Origin of the sequence: Flagellimonas sp. CMM7 (assembly GCF_021390195.1) — a bacterium.
GTDB lineage: Bacteria > Bacteroidota > Bacteroidia > Flavobacteriales > Flavobacteriaceae > Flagellimonas.
In genome coordinates this window covers 1,272,527-1,286,447 of the sequence record NZ_CP090003.1, presented here as the reverse complement: position 1 = coordinate 1,286,447, position 13,921 = coordinate 1,272,527, and the positions used below count along the sequence as shown (strand labels likewise).

The 13,921-nt window shown below is 35.4% G+C and carries 17 protein-coding genes; all 17 read left to right on the top strand.

The features are described from left to right. The 17 genes from hemW to LV704_RS05770 all read left to right on the top strand — a co-directional run bounded on the left by hemW (position 1) and on the right by LV704_RS05770 (position 13,920). Positions 1-1,137 (top strand): radical SAM family heme chaperone HemW, encoded by a 1,137-nt coding sequence (gene hemW, locus LV704_RS05855; protein WP_163421280.1) that lies wholly within the window; start codon positions 1-3, stop codon positions 1,135-1,137. Further along, positions 1,134-1,883: a cyclase family protein gene (locus LV704_RS05850; protein WP_163421281.1), complete on the top strand. Its 750-nt coding sequence runs from the start codon at positions 1,134-1,136 to the stop codon at positions 1,881-1,883. The genes hemW and LV704_RS05850 overlap by 4 nt, the downstream gene beginning before the upstream one ends. A 32-nt stretch (positions 1,884-1,915) precedes the next feature. Further along, complete coding sequence (locus LV704_RS05845) at positions 1,916-2,539, top strand: DUF4230 domain-containing protein (RefSeq protein ID WP_163421282.1); 624 nt, start codon at positions 1,916-1,918, stop codon at positions 2,537-2,539. Between the two features lie 6 nt (positions 2,540-2,545). Next, on the top strand, positions 2,546-2,944 hold the full coding sequence (locus tag LV704_RS05840) for a Dabb family protein (RefSeq protein WP_163421283.1): 399 nt from the start codon (positions 2,546-2,548) through the stop codon (positions 2,942-2,944). A 2-nt stretch (positions 2,945-2,946) separates the two neighbouring features. Continuing rightward, complete coding sequence (locus LV704_RS05835; RefSeq protein WP_163421284.1) at positions 2,947-3,303, top strand: MmcQ/YjbR family DNA-binding protein; 357 nt, start codon at positions 2,947-2,949, stop codon at positions 3,301-3,303. Between the two features lie 134 nt (positions 3,304-3,437). Next, positions 3,438-3,836 carry a response regulator gene (locus LV704_RS05830; RefSeq protein WP_163421285.1) on the top strand — a complete coding sequence of 133 codons (399 nt, stop codon included), beginning with the start codon at positions 3,438-3,440 and terminating at the stop codon, positions 3,834-3,836. Between the two features lie 78 nt (positions 3,837-3,914). After that, a complete protein-coding gene (locus LV704_RS05825) occupies positions 3,915-4,457 on the top strand; it encodes a heme NO-binding domain-containing protein (protein WP_163421286.1) in 543 nt (180 codons plus the stop codon). Continuing rightward, complete coding sequence (locus LV704_RS05820) at positions 4,411-6,816, top strand: PAS domain-containing sensor histidine kinase (RefSeq protein WP_233782152.1); 2,406 nt, start codon at positions 4,411-4,413, stop codon at positions 6,814-6,816. The genes LV704_RS05825 and LV704_RS05820 overlap by 47 nt, the downstream gene beginning before the upstream one ends. A 12-nt stretch (positions 6,817-6,828) precedes the next feature. Next, entirely contained in the window at positions 6,829-7,956 is a 1,128-nt protein-coding gene (locus tag LV704_RS05815) for an FIST signal transduction protein (protein WP_163421287.1), read from the top strand. Next, positions 7,957-9,030 carry an ATP-binding protein gene (locus LV704_RS05810; RefSeq protein WP_163421288.1) on the top strand — a complete coding sequence of 358 codons (1,074 nt, stop codon included), beginning with the start codon at positions 7,957-7,959 and terminating at the stop codon, positions 9,028-9,030. It begins immediately after the preceding gene. Next, a complete protein-coding gene (locus tag LV704_RS05805) occupies positions 9,008-9,331 on the top strand; it encodes an Hpt domain-containing protein (protein ID WP_163421289.1) in 324 nt (107 codons plus the stop codon). Before LV704_RS05810 ends, LV704_RS05805 begins: the two co-directional genes overlap by 23 nt. Before the next feature lies 1 nt (position 9,332). After that, positions 9,333-10,043 carry a LytTR family DNA-binding domain-containing protein gene (locus LV704_RS05800; protein ID WP_163421290.1) on the top strand — a complete coding sequence of 237 codons (711 nt, stop codon included), beginning with the start codon at positions 9,333-9,335 and terminating at the stop codon, positions 10,041-10,043. Positions 10,044-10,150: 107 nt separating this feature from the next. Further along, the gene (locus tag LV704_RS05795) at positions 10,151-10,453 is read left to right on the top strand and encodes an STAS domain-containing protein (RefSeq protein ID WP_163421291.1); all 303 of its coding nucleotides are present in this window, start codon (positions 10,151-10,153) and stop codon (positions 10,451-10,453) included. 27 nt (positions 10,454-10,480) lie between these two features. Continuing rightward, positions 10,481-11,326 (top strand): glycosyltransferase family A protein, encoded by an 846-nt coding sequence (locus LV704_RS05790; RefSeq protein ID WP_163421292.1) that lies wholly within the window; start codon positions 10,481-10,483, stop codon positions 11,324-11,326. Positions 11,327-11,615: 289 nt separating this feature from the next. Beyond that, positions 11,616-11,981, top strand: a complete 366-nt coding sequence (locus tag LV704_RS05785) for a response regulator transcription factor (RefSeq protein WP_163421293.1) — start codon at positions 11,616-11,618, stop codon at positions 11,979-11,981. 5 nt (positions 11,982-11,986) lie between these two features. Continuing rightward, positions 11,987-13,183 carry a sugar transferase gene (locus tag LV704_RS05775; RefSeq protein ID WP_163421294.1) on the top strand — a complete coding sequence of 399 codons (1,197 nt, stop codon included), beginning with the start codon at positions 11,987-11,989 and terminating at the stop codon, positions 13,181-13,183. Continuing rightward, a complete protein-coding gene (locus tag LV704_RS05770) occupies positions 13,183-13,920 on the top strand; it encodes a TolC family protein (protein WP_163421295.1) in 738 nt (245 codons plus the stop codon). The genes LV704_RS05775 and LV704_RS05770 overlap by 1 nt, the downstream gene beginning before the upstream one ends. Position 13,921: the final 1 nt, after the last annotated feature.

The window sequence follows — 13,921 nt, the reverse complement described above, 5'->3', positions numbered from 1 at the left end:
ATGGCAGGGATTTATATTCATGTGCCGTTTTGTAAACAAGCCTGTCATTATTGCGATTTTCATTTTTCTACGCAATTGGGAAAAAAAGAGGCCATGATACAGGCAATCAAAAAGGAAATTGAACTCCGAAAAGATGAGTTTAAAAATAATACCGTAGAAACTATATATTTTGGAGGCGGGACACCTTCAGTTTTAAATATAGCCGAAGTAGAAACCTTAATAAGGGCTGTTTATGAAAATTATCAGGTTGTTGAAAATCCTGAAATTACTTTAGAGGCCAATCCTGATGATTTAACCGATCATAAAATTGTTGAGTTATCTAAAAGCCCTATTAATCGCCTAAGTATAGGTGTCCAATCATTTTTTGATGAGGATTTAAAATTGATGAACCGAGCGCATTCATCAAATGAAGCCATCAAATCTTTATCGGTGGCGACTGATTACTTTGATAATATTTCAATCGATTTAATTTACGGGATTCCTGGTATGGATAACAAAAGATGGAAAGCGAATATTGAAAAAGCCCTTTCTTTTGAACTTCCTCATATCTCTAGTTATGCCTTAACTATTGAACCAAAAACAGCACTTAAAAAGTTTATAGAAAAGGGAATAGTGGCTGATGTAGATGACGAACAGGCACAGGAACAGTTCAATATATTGGTAGAAGTTTTAGAGAAGAATGACTATGTAAATTATGAGATTTCCAATTTTGGAAAACAAGATTATTTTTCAAAAAACAATACTTCTTATTGGCAAGGAAAGAAATATATAGGTATTGGTCCTTCAGCACATTCTTTTGATGGACAGAATAGGAGTTGGAACATCAGGAACAACCCAAAGTACATCAAAGCACTGGAAATGCAACAACTACCGCTGGAAAAGGAAACCTTGTCCAAAACGGATAGATATAATGAATATATCATGACTGGGTTGCGAACTATCTGGGGAGTTTCACTGGAAAAAATTGAACTTGATTTTGGACAGACTTGTCTTGATTATTTAAACAAGCAGGCCGAAAAATACTTGGAGGGGCATCTACTTTTTGTGGATGACGGAAAGTTGTTGGCAACCAAAAAAGGAAAGTTTCTGGTCGATGGAATTGCATCGGACCTTTTTATGATTAATTTGGAATCATGATTGCTAACATTAAATACAATTCGAAGAATTATAAAATCGATTTATCCAAGCCATTGGATATTTCAATCCCGCTTAAGGGTGGGAGCGATAACGTGAATGCGTGGTATCTTGATTCACCGAAAATTGAACCACATCAAGACGGAGATTTTATAGGAAAGGTTTCGGAGGGAGCATCTACCAATTTTAATGACATTTGGTTCAATCCACATTCTCATGTGACGCATACCGAATGTTTGGGTCATATTACTGAGGCGTTTTACTCTGTGAACCAAAATTTAAAACAATTCTTTTTCTTGGCAGAAGTGATCACTGTTGCCCCAGAAAAATCTGGAGAAGATTTTGTGATATCGGAAAAGCAATTAAAATATGCTTTGGGTAATAAAAAACGAGAAGCGTTGATTATTAGGACCATTCCAAACCTTGAAAACAAGAAGTCGATGAAGTACTCCAATGAAAATCCACCTTACCTGTTAGAGGCGGCGGCTAATTATTTGGTTGATAAGGAGATATCACACTTACTAATTGACCTTCCTTCTGTGGACAAAGAAAAAGATGGTGGCGCTCTTTTGGCGCATAACGCCTTTTGGAAAATGAAAGGTAAACCAAGGTTAAGTTCGACAATCACAGAATTTATATATGTAGGAAATGAGATAGAAGATGGTTGCTATTTTTTAAATCTCCATGTTGCCCCTTTTGAAAATGATGCCAGTCCAAGTAGACCCATTTTATATGCCCCAATGGAGTAAGGAGTTCTTTACAATCTTTATATATTTAAAACATGGATAGCGCTATAGAAGCTTTTTTGGGTCTTATACTAGGAGCGATACTAATGTATTGGTTGTTCTCTGTGTTTAGAAGAAAAAAAAGCAAAGAGCTCACCAAACAACAGTCCACAGTGTTGTTGGATAAAATACAGAGTGTATGCAAATTGATTTCAGTAGAAGGAGATTTTGCTGAGATTTATCACTATGAAAATACTAAAGAAGGGTTTATGAGTCTTCTAAGTAGTAAGAAAAAAGCGTTGATCGTGGTTAAGGCCAAAGCGCATATTGGGTACGATCTAAAGAAGCTGAATTTGAAAGCCGACAATGAAAATAAGCGTATCATACTTGCGGACTTTCCGGAACCAGAAATTTTATCCATTGAACCGGACCTTCAGTTTTACGATATTAAAAATGGACTGTTCAATAGCTTTTCCCCAGATGATTTAACCAAACTGAATGTGGAGGCCAAAGAACACATCAAACAAAAAATACCGGAAAGTGGCTTAATGATAACAGCAAGAAAAGAGGCTTTACAAGCGGTGCTGTTGGTTGAAAAAATTGTGGAAACGATTGGTTGGACTTTAGATTATTCAGCATTGGAAATCACAAATAGAGAAAAAAACCTTTTAGAAGAATAAATAAGTATGAAAACAGGAATTATATCTTTACTATTAATCTTTGTAGTAGCAACTACAAGTTTTGGACAAACTGAAGACACTATGAAAACCTTTGACCCAGCTTTTGCACATACCGTTTATTTTTGGTTTAAAAACCCAGATAATAAAGCAGATAGGGCTAAATTTGAAAGCTCTCTAAAGACCTTTCTTAAAAATTCTAAATACGCAAAGACGAATTTTATTGGCACGCCACCAAAAGCAATTAGGGATGTAGTTGATGGCTCATTCACCTATTCCTTAATAGTGACATTTGAATCTCCGGAGGCACAAGAAGGGTATCAAAATGAAGAAGCTCACTTAATCTTTATTGAAGAATGCAAGGATCTTTGGGAGAAGGTAATTGTTTATGATTCAAATGGGATATAAGGATGAATGTTGAAGAACTTAGAAACTTCTGCATTGGTAAAAAAGGTGTGACAGAAGAGTTTCCTTTTGATGAGGATACTTTGGTGTTTAAGGTAATGGGTAAAATGTTTGCTTTATTACCCTTAAAAAGAATCCCATCTCAATGTAACCTTAAGTGTAACCCGGAGCGAGCAATAGAATTAAGAGAGGAGTATGATGGAGATATTACACCGGGCTATCATATGAGCAAAAAACATTGGAATACCCTGTTTTTGGAAAACCTTCCGCCTAACCTGATCATAGAACTTGTAAATCATTCTTATGATTTAGTAGTTTCAGGGTTAACCAAGAAACTAAAAGAGCAATTGCACTCTCTTTAAGGTCAACCTATTAAAATTATTGATATTTAGCCGAAATATTTCTACCATTCGTCGATAGTTTATTCTCATTTAACTAAATTGTAATCCTTTTCTTAAAGTGTTTTAAGACTTTTGTATACTAAATCCAAAGTGTCATGAATGTTCTGTTCATAGAAGATGATATGATAGAAACTATGAAATTGCAACGAGCTATTTCTAAGTTTCAGTCCAAACACAAGATTACCGAAGCTAAAAATGGAGAAGAAGCTATGGAATTCTTGAAAGGAGGAAACTTGCCGGATATTATCCTTCTAGATCTTAATATGCCACGAATGAGCGGCATTGAATTTCTTTCCATTTTAAAGGCGGATGATAGACTTAAGTATTTGCCTACCATTATTTTGACCACATCGGAAAATCGCGTTGATTTATTAAAATGCTTTGAGATTGGAATAGCAGGATATATTATAAAGCCTTTAAAATATGAGGATTACGAGTCTAAGCTGAAAAAAGTTTTTGACTACTGGGAGGTTAGCGAGCTGGTCAAAGCCTAACAAAATTCTCTATTTCACAACATTCTTTTTTTAAATAAGTAGTACAATTCCTACTTTTAAATCATAATATTCTTTATTATGAAAGGAATTGTTTTTACTGAGTTTATGGAAATGGTCGAGTCTATTTATGGACTAGAGACCGTTGATTCGCTGTTGGAAAACTGTGACCTTCCTTCTGGAGGCGCATATACGTCCGTAGGTACTTATGACTTTAATGAGATGGTGAGTTTGATTTCCGAACTCAGTAAGAAAAAGGATATTTCCCATGAGGATTTATTGTATTCTTTTGGGCATCATCTATTTGTGGGACTTGTAGAAGCCCATCCAGAAGTGGTTTCTAGTTACAGAACCCCCATTGGACTTCTTCACTGTATTGAAGATCATATTCACGTACATGTAAAGAAACTCTACCCTGATGCGGAACTCCCTCAATTTAAAATACTTTCAAAAACAGAGAATTCACTTGAAATGATTTACAGTTCTTCAAGAGGGCTCTATGCTTTGGCGCATGGGTTAATTGTAAAAACATTTGAACACTTTAAGAAAACAGTAAAAGTAGATTATAAACTATTAAATGAAAACGGAACAGAAGTCAGGTTTGCGATCTTCCAAAATGGATAACAATGAAGTTTCCATTTTAAAAAGAGCTTTGTTACGGGAGAAAAAGGCCCGTAAGACTGCTGAGAGTTTGCTGGAAAATAAAGCAAAGGAGCTCTATGATGCTTCTTTGCACCTTAGAGAAGCAAATGGCCGCCTAGAAACCTTATTGAATGACGGTGGAACTGCCATAGATAATGCTTTCGTTAACATTATTGATCCTTATGTGGTCATGGATTTAATGTCTAACGTGATCAATATGAATACCTCTGCCAAGGAGTTTTTGGGATATGATCATACAAAAGAAAAAATCTGTCTTTCAGACATAGTACATCAAGACTATTTAGAATACACGGCAGAATCGTTTCAGACCTTGTTGCAAGTGGGTGTTCTTAAAAATTATTCAGCAAAGATTATCACAAAAAATCAGGAAGAAAAATATGTAAACATAAATGCAAGTCTCATTTATAATGAAAGTGGAAGCCCTATAGCCGCACAAGGAGTGATAAGGGACATCACCCAAGAGATTGAGATAAAACAACTTTTAGAGAAACAAAAAAGGCAGCAAGATATTATTGTGGAAAATTCCTCTTTGGGAATTTTATTGATTGTGAAGAATAAAATAATAAAGGCAAATAAGTCCTTTATTGAACTGTTGGGGTATTCTGAAGTTGAACTTAAAAAATTATCATTGGATGAGATTTCTTCTTTAGAGGACAGCAATTTGTATGATGATCTTTTGCAAAAGAGCTTAGAAAACGACACCAAGAAATTCTCTATAATTCGCAAATTCCGCAAAAAGAACGGTGACACCTTATATGGAAAAACATCTATGAGTTCTCTGTTAGATGGAAAAGGAGATGTTGAGTATAATGTTGCAATGATAGAGGACATTACACAGGAAAAAATTTCTGATGAAAAACTTAGAGCATCGGAAGAACGGATGACAACCTTGATAAAAAACCTTCAGACAGGTATTCTATTGGAAGATCAGGAAAGGAAAATTGTCTTGGCCAATCAAAAATTTTGCGACCTTTTTGGAATTGCCGTTTCCCCAGATGTACTTAAAGGAATAAATAGCGAACAATCCACCCACAAATACAAAGACATGTTCTTAGAACCAGATTCGGCTCTAAGAAGAATAGATGATGTTATTGGTCAAAGAGAAGTGGTTACGGCAGATGAAATGGAACTCTTGGATGGTAGAACATTTGAGCGAGACTATATTCCTTTGTTCAGCAATGGAGAGTATCAAGGTCATTTATGGAGCTATAATGATGTGACTTTACGGAAGAACTACCGAAAGAATTTGGAGATTCAAAAGGAAAAGTACGGGAGCATTATTGCAAATATGAATCTTGGTCTTGTTGAGGTGGGTAGCGATGGCAATATTTTAATGATCAATCAGAGTTTTAGTGATATGGTAGGGTATTCTGCCAATGAATTAATTGGAAAAAATGTCTATGAAGCTATTCCTATTATTAGTGATGAAACAGATGATCTGAAGCAACAAAACCAGAAAGAAGAAGAAGGAATTTCGGATTCTTATGAGGTGGCTGTAAAAATTGCCAACGGAGAAAAGCGGTTTTGGTTGGTCAGTGGTGCTCCAAGATTTGATGATGCAGGAAATGTGATTGGATCTATAGGAATTCATCTGGATATTACTTCCCAGAAACACCTTGAACTTCAAAAAGAAAACCTTTTACAGGAACTCGAAACAAGTAACAAAGGATTACAGGAATATGCCCATATAGTTTCACATGATTTAAAGTCGCCTTTAAGAAGTGTAAGTGCTTTGGCTACATGGCTTTATGATGATTATAAAGATTCTTTGGATGAAAATGGCCTTTATAATTTAAAGATGATGCAGGAGAAAATTGAGGGAATGGACAAACTAATTAGTGGAATTCTAAAATATTCCACCGTTAACAATGATGTTTTGGATCACACGGAAGTTGACGTAAATGAGGTGATTCATGAGATTAAAGAAATCATTTATATCCCAGAAAATGTCATCATAAAAACCAAAAAGAAGCTACCGTTAATCAAAGCTGATAAAACCAAGATACACCAGTTGTTCCAAAACTTTTTGAGCAATGCGGTTGTAAATATTGATAAACCGGACGGGTTGGTAGAGATAGATTACAAAGAGCGCTCCGCACATTGGGAATTTAGCGTAAAAGATAATGGAGTAGGAATACCAAAAGAATATCATGAAAAAATCTTCCAGATTTTCCAATCTATAGGGAGCAATGAACGCTCTACAGGAATTGGACTTTCAATAGTTAAAAAAATTATTGATAGGTATGAGGGGAAAGTCTGGTTAGAAAGTGAAATAGGAGTAGGAACTACATTTTATTTTTCACTTAAAAAAGATGTATAAAAACAAAAAGCAATGAAAATAAATCAAGCAAAAAGATTAAAAGGAGGGTCATGGGAGTTTAGTGAAAACCAACCCTTAAAAGAGCCATTGGTTTTAATATTTGGAGATAGATATTTATTGGAATCCAAAGATTTGTTCAATGAAGTAAAGGAACTCTACCCCAAAGGACATCTTGTTTTTGGGTCTACTTCCGGAGAGATTATGGAAACCAATGTGTATGAAGAAAGCATAACATTAACAGCTATAGAGTTTGAAAAAACTCGCTTTAATATAGTAAGTGAAAACGTGTCAAACCATGAGAATATTGAGAAATTGGGTTTGGCTATTTCAAATAAATTTGACCAAAATCAGCTTAAGCACATGTTTATTGTTTCCGATGGAAGTTTTGTAAATGGAAGCGATTTAATTGAAGGTTTGGAATCTGTAGAAGGGTTTAATGCCTCCATTACTGGAGGATTATGTGGTGATGGAGCTCGGTTTGAAAAAACATTGACTTCTTACAATGAAAACCCAAAGCAAGGTGAAGTAGTGGCCATCGGTTTTTATGGCGGAGACTTTGAAGTCTCTTATGCAAATTTTGGAGGATGGACACCATTTGGTCCTGAGAGAACTATTACCAAATCTGAAGGAAACATACTTTTTGAGATTGATGGAAAACCAGCACTGGATCTTTATAAAATGTATTTAGGAGATAAGGCCGATGAGCTACCAAAAGCAGCCCTTTTGTATCCATTGACTGTTCAACAGAATGATGAATCCGAACCATTGGTGCGCACTATTCTTAATATAGACGAAGCAGAAAACTCAATGATTCTGGCCGGTGATGTGCCAATGAACGCTAAAGTACAATTGATGATGTCCACAGTGGACGATATAGCAGAAGGAGCTTCAAACGCTGCGGTCTTGGCCATGAGAGATAGAAAGAGCAAACCAGAATTGGCCATATTGGTAAGTTGCGTGGGTAGAAAATTAGTGCTCGATCAAAGAACCGAAGATGAAATTGAAGAAGTTGCTGAAATTGTAGGGGACCAAGCAAAAATCACAGGATTTTACTCCTATGGAGAGATGGCGCCATTTGCAGGAAAAAATGAGTGCCAATTGCACAACCAAACCATGACCCTAACATTACTGAGCGAATAAATGCATTCTCTGCTTAAAAGACAAATAAAGAAATTTTTTCCTAAGGAGTTCATAGAGCACCCGGAAATAGAGACGTTCTTTAATTCCATTAGCAGATCATATTCAGACTTTGATGAAAAGTTAAAAATGATTCAGAGGGCCACGTCTTTGAGCTCAGAAGAATTGTATCAGGCCAATCAAAGGTTGCATAAAGAAGCAGAAAGTCAACGAAAAGTATTGGATGCGTTAAGTAAGGCCGTTGCCTCAATGCAACACAAAACAAGTGATCGTATAAATGGTGTACTGGATTTTAATCCACAAAAATTAGTTGAGGATATAGAAAAGCAGGCACATAAACTTGTAGAGATAACAGCGGAAAAAGACATGCTCCTGAAAAACCTGGAACAGCAGAATGAGTCATTGAACAACTATGCGCATATGGTATCCCATGATTTAAAATCGCCAATAAGAAATGTGCATTCTTTAGTGAGTTGGGTGTTCGAAGATGGACAGGAAGGATTTAAAGAACAAAACAAGGAAAACGTACAGCTTATTTTTCAAAACCTTTCTAAAATGGATGGTTTAATTGATGGGATTCTTCGGCATTCAACAATAGACTCTATTCAAGAAAGTGCCATAATGATAGATATTAATTTGTTGATAGATGAAATACGGCAAACTGTATTTGTTCCCGAAAACGTCAAGATAAAAAAGAGCAAAAAATTACCTAAAATATATACCGGTAAATACCGTTTGGAGCAACTGTTCAAAAATCTTATTACCAACGCAATTACAGCCACTGAGGATAGAAGATATGGACAAGTGATTGTAGACGTAAAAGAAGAAAAGGACGGTTGGCTATTTAGTGTAACAGATAATGGGAAGGGAATTCCCAAACACTTGCAAGCAGGTATTTTCGATATGTTTAAAAAACTTGAAAATAACTCGGAAGCTACAGGAATAGGCCTTGCGCTGGTAAAGAAAATTATAAATTATTATAAAGGCGATATCTGGCTCTCTTCTGGAGAAGGTATGGGTACAACTTTCTTTTTTACAATAAAAAATAACCATAATGACAGAGAAACCAAATCTTGATTATATAAAGGAAATTTCAGGTGGGAATGAGGAATTTGAAAAGAAATTCTTAACGATTATCCAGACGGAATTTCCAAAGGAGAAAAGCGAATATGTAGAAAATTTAGAGCGTGATAGCTTTGAAGAAGCAGCAAAGGTTGTGCATAAGATAAAACACAAACTAGGTATTCTTGGACTTAATAATGGGTATAAGCTTGCTGTTAAATATGAAGAAGACCTAAAGTATGGTGATATAAAGCTCAAAGAGGAGTTTAATGATATTTTAAAATCCGTTGAGGAATTTATTTTAAAGATAGCTTAAGATGAGGTGTATAATTGTTGATGATGAGGCAAGTGCAAGAGCCATTATGGAAGAACTTTGTAAAACCATTCCAGATATGGAGTTAGTGGCAGAGTTTCCAAATGCATTGGAAGCGCTTAAGTTTATAAAACATACCCAAGTAGATTTAATTTTTTTGGATATTCATATGCCCAAGCTTTCCGGGATTGATTTTATAGAAACAGTGAGCAACCCGCCAAAAATTGTGTTGACCACATCGGATAAAGATTTTGCCATAGAGGCCTATGAATATGAATTTATAGTGGATTATCTGGTTAAGCCAATTTCTTCTGAACGTTTTCAAAAATGCGCATCCAAACTTGAAAATACATTTAGTGAAGTATCAAATGAATCCACAGAAATAAGTGCAGCCCAGAATGAGGATGAAGACCTTTATATCAATATAGACAGGAGATTGATAAAACTAAAGTTCAAGGATATCCTGCTAATAGAAGCAAAAGGAGATTATATAGAGATACAAACACAGAATAAAAGGTACAGAGTGCACTCAACACTTAAGAAAATAAAAGAAAAGTTGCCAGAGTGCAGGTTTCTCCAAATTCATCGTTCGTTTATTATAAACTTTACTCAAATAATCGACATACAAGATAATAGTGTTTTAATAGAAAGAAGTGTTGTTCCAATTAGTAGATCTAACAGGCCAGAGTTAATGCAACGATTGAATCTTTTATAAAAAAGAAAGAAAAATACTACAATTTATGAATCATTTTGCGTTACTACTATAGACGCTTTTTGAAAATGTTAAATAGGTTGGAGTTTAATAGTTAAATCTTTTAGCATATGTCATTAGAAATAAGGGAGAACCGAGGGATTTTTGAAATATTAGGAAAAGTATCCATACAACATGTGGGTGCTTTGAATTCATATTTTGATTCCATCTTGGAGCGAAATGAAAACGTTGTGATTAGCTTAGAAAAAGTAACCATGTTAGATTCTGCGGCTGCCCATTTTTTTGAAAAACTTTATCAAAAATCTGTAAAACAAAATAAGGTGATCTCTTTAATTGGAAGACAGAACAGGAGTATTTCAGAAATCATGAATACTACCAAAACCAATTACATTCTCAGTTCTGACCGTGTCTGATCTTTGTAACCAAAAGGAGTTAAAAAAATGAAAGTTACTGCCTATAAACCTTACTTTGGAGCAACACCAAAAAGCTTGAATGATGATGACTTTACTAAGTTGACTGTGTATTTTGAACTGTTGGGTGCTGTTAAAAAGCCAACGGTAAGTCTGATTATACCAATCTACCGAGCAAAGGAAACTTTGGTTGCACATATATACTCCTTAGCCAATCTTAAGACTATTATTCCTTATGAAGTCATTTTTGTGGAAAATAATGCGGATGATGAAAGTTTGTCAATTCTTGAACAATTGGGGGCCAAAGTTGTTAGTGAAAAACAGCAAGGAATAACCTATGCAAGACAAAGAGGATTAGAAGAGGCGAAGGGGCAAATCATATGTACCATGGATCCAGATTCTATATATGATCCATACTATGTAGATAAAATGGCTCTTCCTTTTTTTGTGGACAAAGACCTTGTACTTTGCTATTCTGTTTCAAAAAGTTACGAAGATGATTTTCAACTCTCTTCCAAAATGAAGTTTCGGAACAAACTAAAAAACATTTATTTCAGGTGGAAGCTGTCACAGGATTTTACCACAAAAATTAAACACATAAGAGCAGTTTGTATGGCCGTCCGCAGAGATTCCATTCTTCCTATTGGTTATGAAACGGATCTAAAAGCTGTATCTGGATGTGATGATGGCATGTTGGCGATTAAACTCTATAATGTTGGAAAATTCAAATATATACCCATTGATGTGTATACAGCTTTGCCCCCAAAAAGAGACCCTGCAAAACCATTTCCATTTTGCAATGAAAGGTTTATGCCTGCTAAAAAATCAATGGAAGAAACCTATAAAGAATTAATTACAGAGGAAGTTGCACAATAGGTTTAAGAGTACTGCTTCAGTTTTTTTCTTTCTAAATCACTTCTTCTTTTTTAATTTCTCACTTCACATTTAACCAATATAATTTGGTCATGGGCTTTTGTGCTTAAAAGCCTTAAAAACAGCAACTTTTTTTAGAACCTAACTGGCTATTGCTTGGTAAAATGTTACTACCAATAAACAGCTGCTTACAACATGCTGCCTAGGTTTTACAACATAGAATTATTAATGGGTAATATTTATCCTACTTTTCAATAATGTTAAGTACTACAAAACTTAAAAAGGAAAAACAATGAAAATTCTAGTAGTAGATGATAAACAATCGCTAAGCGAATTGGTATCGCAGTTTTTAGGACAATCGTACAATGTAACCACAAAAGAAGATGGTTTGTCCGCATTGTCATGGATGCAAGAAGGGAATATTCCAGATTTGATTATTACAGATTTGGAAATGCCAAACATGGATGGTTTTGAACTTATTCAAAAGGTAAAAGAAAGCGGATATTTTGCAGACATTCCAATTATTGTATTGAGTTGTAGAGACAGTAGCGCAGATCGTATTCAGTGTTTAACATTGGGTGCAGATGATTATTTGGTAAAGCCATTTAATCCGGAAGAACTGTTAATCAGGGTAGAAAAACTACTTATACGGGCTTAAGAATTATGGAAGTAATATCGGATAAGAAACTTTGTCTTCTTTATGTGGGAACAAATCAAAAAGTGGTGGACCAATTTCTGGACTGCGACCAAAAAGTAGATTTCCATATTGCGAAGAATTCCCTTTTGGCAATAAAATGGTTGGAAGAAAATGAAAATGTGGATGCCATTCTTTGCGAAAAGCAGATTCCAGGACAATCTGGTATAGAGTTTCATAAAACTTTGAAGGAAAAGTTCGCTGACAGTAGCTCCATTCCATTCATTTTAGTGGCTAAGGATAGAAACAAAAATGACTTGTCCGAGGCTGTTAAAAGTGGAATAGATGATTTCTATGTACAACCACTTTCCATAACAAATATCTTAGATAGAGTTCAATTTTTAAAAGAACTTAAAGTCAACTTAAAAAAAGAGAAAATTGGGCCTCCAAAAGATTCGGACAAAAAGTATAAGATTGGTTTTTGGAAACGAACTTTTGATATCTCTGTAGCCGGACTTGCATTATTGTTGGGTTCTCCGTTTCTAATATTATTTATTATCGCTATTAGGTTAGAATCCAAAGGCAAGGTCTACTACATTTCAAAAAGAGTAGGAACAGGATATAAAATTTTTGACTTCTACAAACTACGCTCCATGTATCCAGATGCTGATAAGCGTCTAAAGGAGTTTCAGCATTTAAATCAATATGTGCATGAGGATGTAGAACAATCCAATGAAGAAAACATTGAGCAGGCATCTGATAAACCACAAGGAACAGTCCTTTTTGGAGATGATGATGAAGTGGACGAAAATCTTCATAACAGCATACGTAAAGAAAGTGCTAAGAGTGCTTTTGTAAAGTTTGATAACGACCCTAGAATAACCAAAGTTGGAAAGATTATAAGAAAGTTGAGCATTGACGAATTGCCACAATTGATCAATGTTCTTAAAGGAGATATGTCCATTGTGGGCAATAGGCCTTTGCCGTTGTATGAAGCTGAAGTGCTGACTACAGATGAATGGACAGATAGGTTTAACGGACCAGCTGGAATTACAGGACTTTGGCAAGTAGAGGCCAGGGGTAGAAGTTCCAAAATGTCTCCGGAAGAACGCAAAAGTTTGGATGTAAAATATGTAGAATACGCCAATAGCAAACATGCTTTTTTGATTGACATGTGGATAGTGCTTAGAACGTTCAGAGCAGTTTTTCAAAAAGAGAACGTGTAATGAAGAAATTTTGGGGCTTTTTATTGGTTTTTTTCATACTACAGGCAGTAGCGGGTCAATCTATCAATGAGTTCATAGACAAAGGGCTAAAGGAGAATGACATCAGCAAGAAATTACCTCCAATAGATACACTTGTCCATATGGCCAAGGTTCATTCTCCCTTTGTAAAAGTTACTGTTTCAGAGCAGCAATATAGAGATGGGGTTGTTTCTGCGGAACAAAGGGCCTGGTTAGAATACATCAATTTGGAAGCAGGTTATAGCTACGGGATTTTTGATAACCTGAGTAACCAGCAAATTGCAGGAGATCCGGGGAGTCAGACCCTTTTTTCCACTGAGCAAAGTAGGTATAATGTTGGTGTTTCTTTGCGGTTACCTCTTTCTGCAATAGTGAACAGGAGTGCAAGAATAAAAAGTGCAAAGGGTGAAGCTAAAAAAGCTCGATTTGAAACCGAAGTTGCCGAAATGGAGTTGGAACAAAAAGTTGTTGAGCTATATAATGATTTGCTCAAAACGCATCGACTCTTTTTTATCTCGGGGTCTATTGTGGACAACTTCAGAATCCAATCCATAAGGGCAGAAAAAGATTTTGCAAACGGTGTGATCAACGTTACCGAGTATACGCGTTTGCAACAAATGATGAACCAAGCAACAATGAATTTTGAACTACAACGCTCAGAATTTATTTCTTCAATAATGGCTCTGGAAAGCATTATCGGAGCAGATTTGAATATTTAAG

Excerpts from the sequence above, each read along its gene's own strand:
- LV704_RS05790 (WP_163421292.1), top strand. The coding sequence starts at position 10,481 with ATGAAAGTTACTGCCTATAAACCTTACTTTGGAGCAACACCAAAAAGC.
- LV704_RS05810 (WP_163421288.1), top strand. The coding sequence starts at position 7,957 with ATGCATTCTCTGCTTAAAAGACAAATAAAGAAATTTTTTCCTAAGGAG.
- LV704_RS05770 (WP_163421295.1), top strand. The coding sequence starts at position 13,183 with ATGAAGAAATTTTGGGGCTTTTTATTGGTTTTTTTCATACTACAGGCA.
- LV704_RS05825 (WP_163421286.1), top strand. The coding sequence starts at position 3,915 with ATGAAAGGAATTGTTTTTACTGAGTTTATGGAAATGGTCGAGTCTATT.
- LV704_RS05800 (WP_163421290.1), top strand. The coding sequence starts at position 9,333 with ATGAGGTGTATAATTGTTGATGATGAGGCAAGTGCAAGAGCCATTATG.
- LV704_RS05850 (WP_163421281.1), top strand. The coding sequence starts at position 1,134 with ATGATTGCTAACATTAAATACAATTCGAAGAATTATAAAATCGATTTA.
- hemW (WP_163421280.1), top strand. The coding sequence starts at position 1 with ATGGCAGGGATTTATATTCATGTGCCGTTTTGTAAACAAGCCTGTCAT.
- LV704_RS05785 (WP_163421293.1), top strand. The coding sequence starts at position 11,616 with ATGAAAATTCTAGTAGTAGATGATAAACAATCGCTAAGCGAATTGGTA.
- LV704_RS05775 (WP_163421294.1), top strand. The coding sequence starts at position 11,987 with ATGGAAGTAATATCGGATAAGAAACTTTGTCTTCTTTATGTGGGAACA.
- LV704_RS05830 (WP_163421285.1), top strand. The coding sequence starts at position 3,438 with ATGAATGTTCTGTTCATAGAAGATGATATGATAGAAACTATGAAATTG.
- LV704_RS05840 (WP_163421283.1), top strand. The coding sequence starts at position 2,546 with ATGAAAACAGGAATTATATCTTTACTATTAATCTTTGTAGTAGCAACT.
- LV704_RS05805 (WP_163421289.1), top strand. The coding sequence starts at position 9,008 with ATGACAGAGAAACCAAATCTTGATTATATAAAGGAAATTTCAGGTGGG.
- LV704_RS05835 (WP_163421284.1), top strand. The coding sequence starts at position 2,947 with ATGAATGTTGAAGAACTTAGAAACTTCTGCATTGGTAAAAAAGGTGTG.
- LV704_RS05815 (WP_163421287.1), top strand. The coding sequence starts at position 6,829 with ATGAAAATAAATCAAGCAAAAAGATTAAAAGGAGGGTCATGGGAGTTT.
- LV704_RS05845 (WP_163421282.1), top strand. The coding sequence starts at position 1,916 with ATGGATAGCGCTATAGAAGCTTTTTTGGGTCTTATACTAGGAGCGATA.
- LV704_RS05795 (WP_163421291.1), top strand. The coding sequence starts at position 10,151 with ATGTCATTAGAAATAAGGGAGAACCGAGGGATTTTTGAAATATTAGGA.
- LV704_RS05820 (WP_233782152.1), top strand. The coding sequence starts at position 4,411 with ATGAAAACGGAACAGAAGTCAGGTTTGCGATCTTCCAAAATGGATAAC.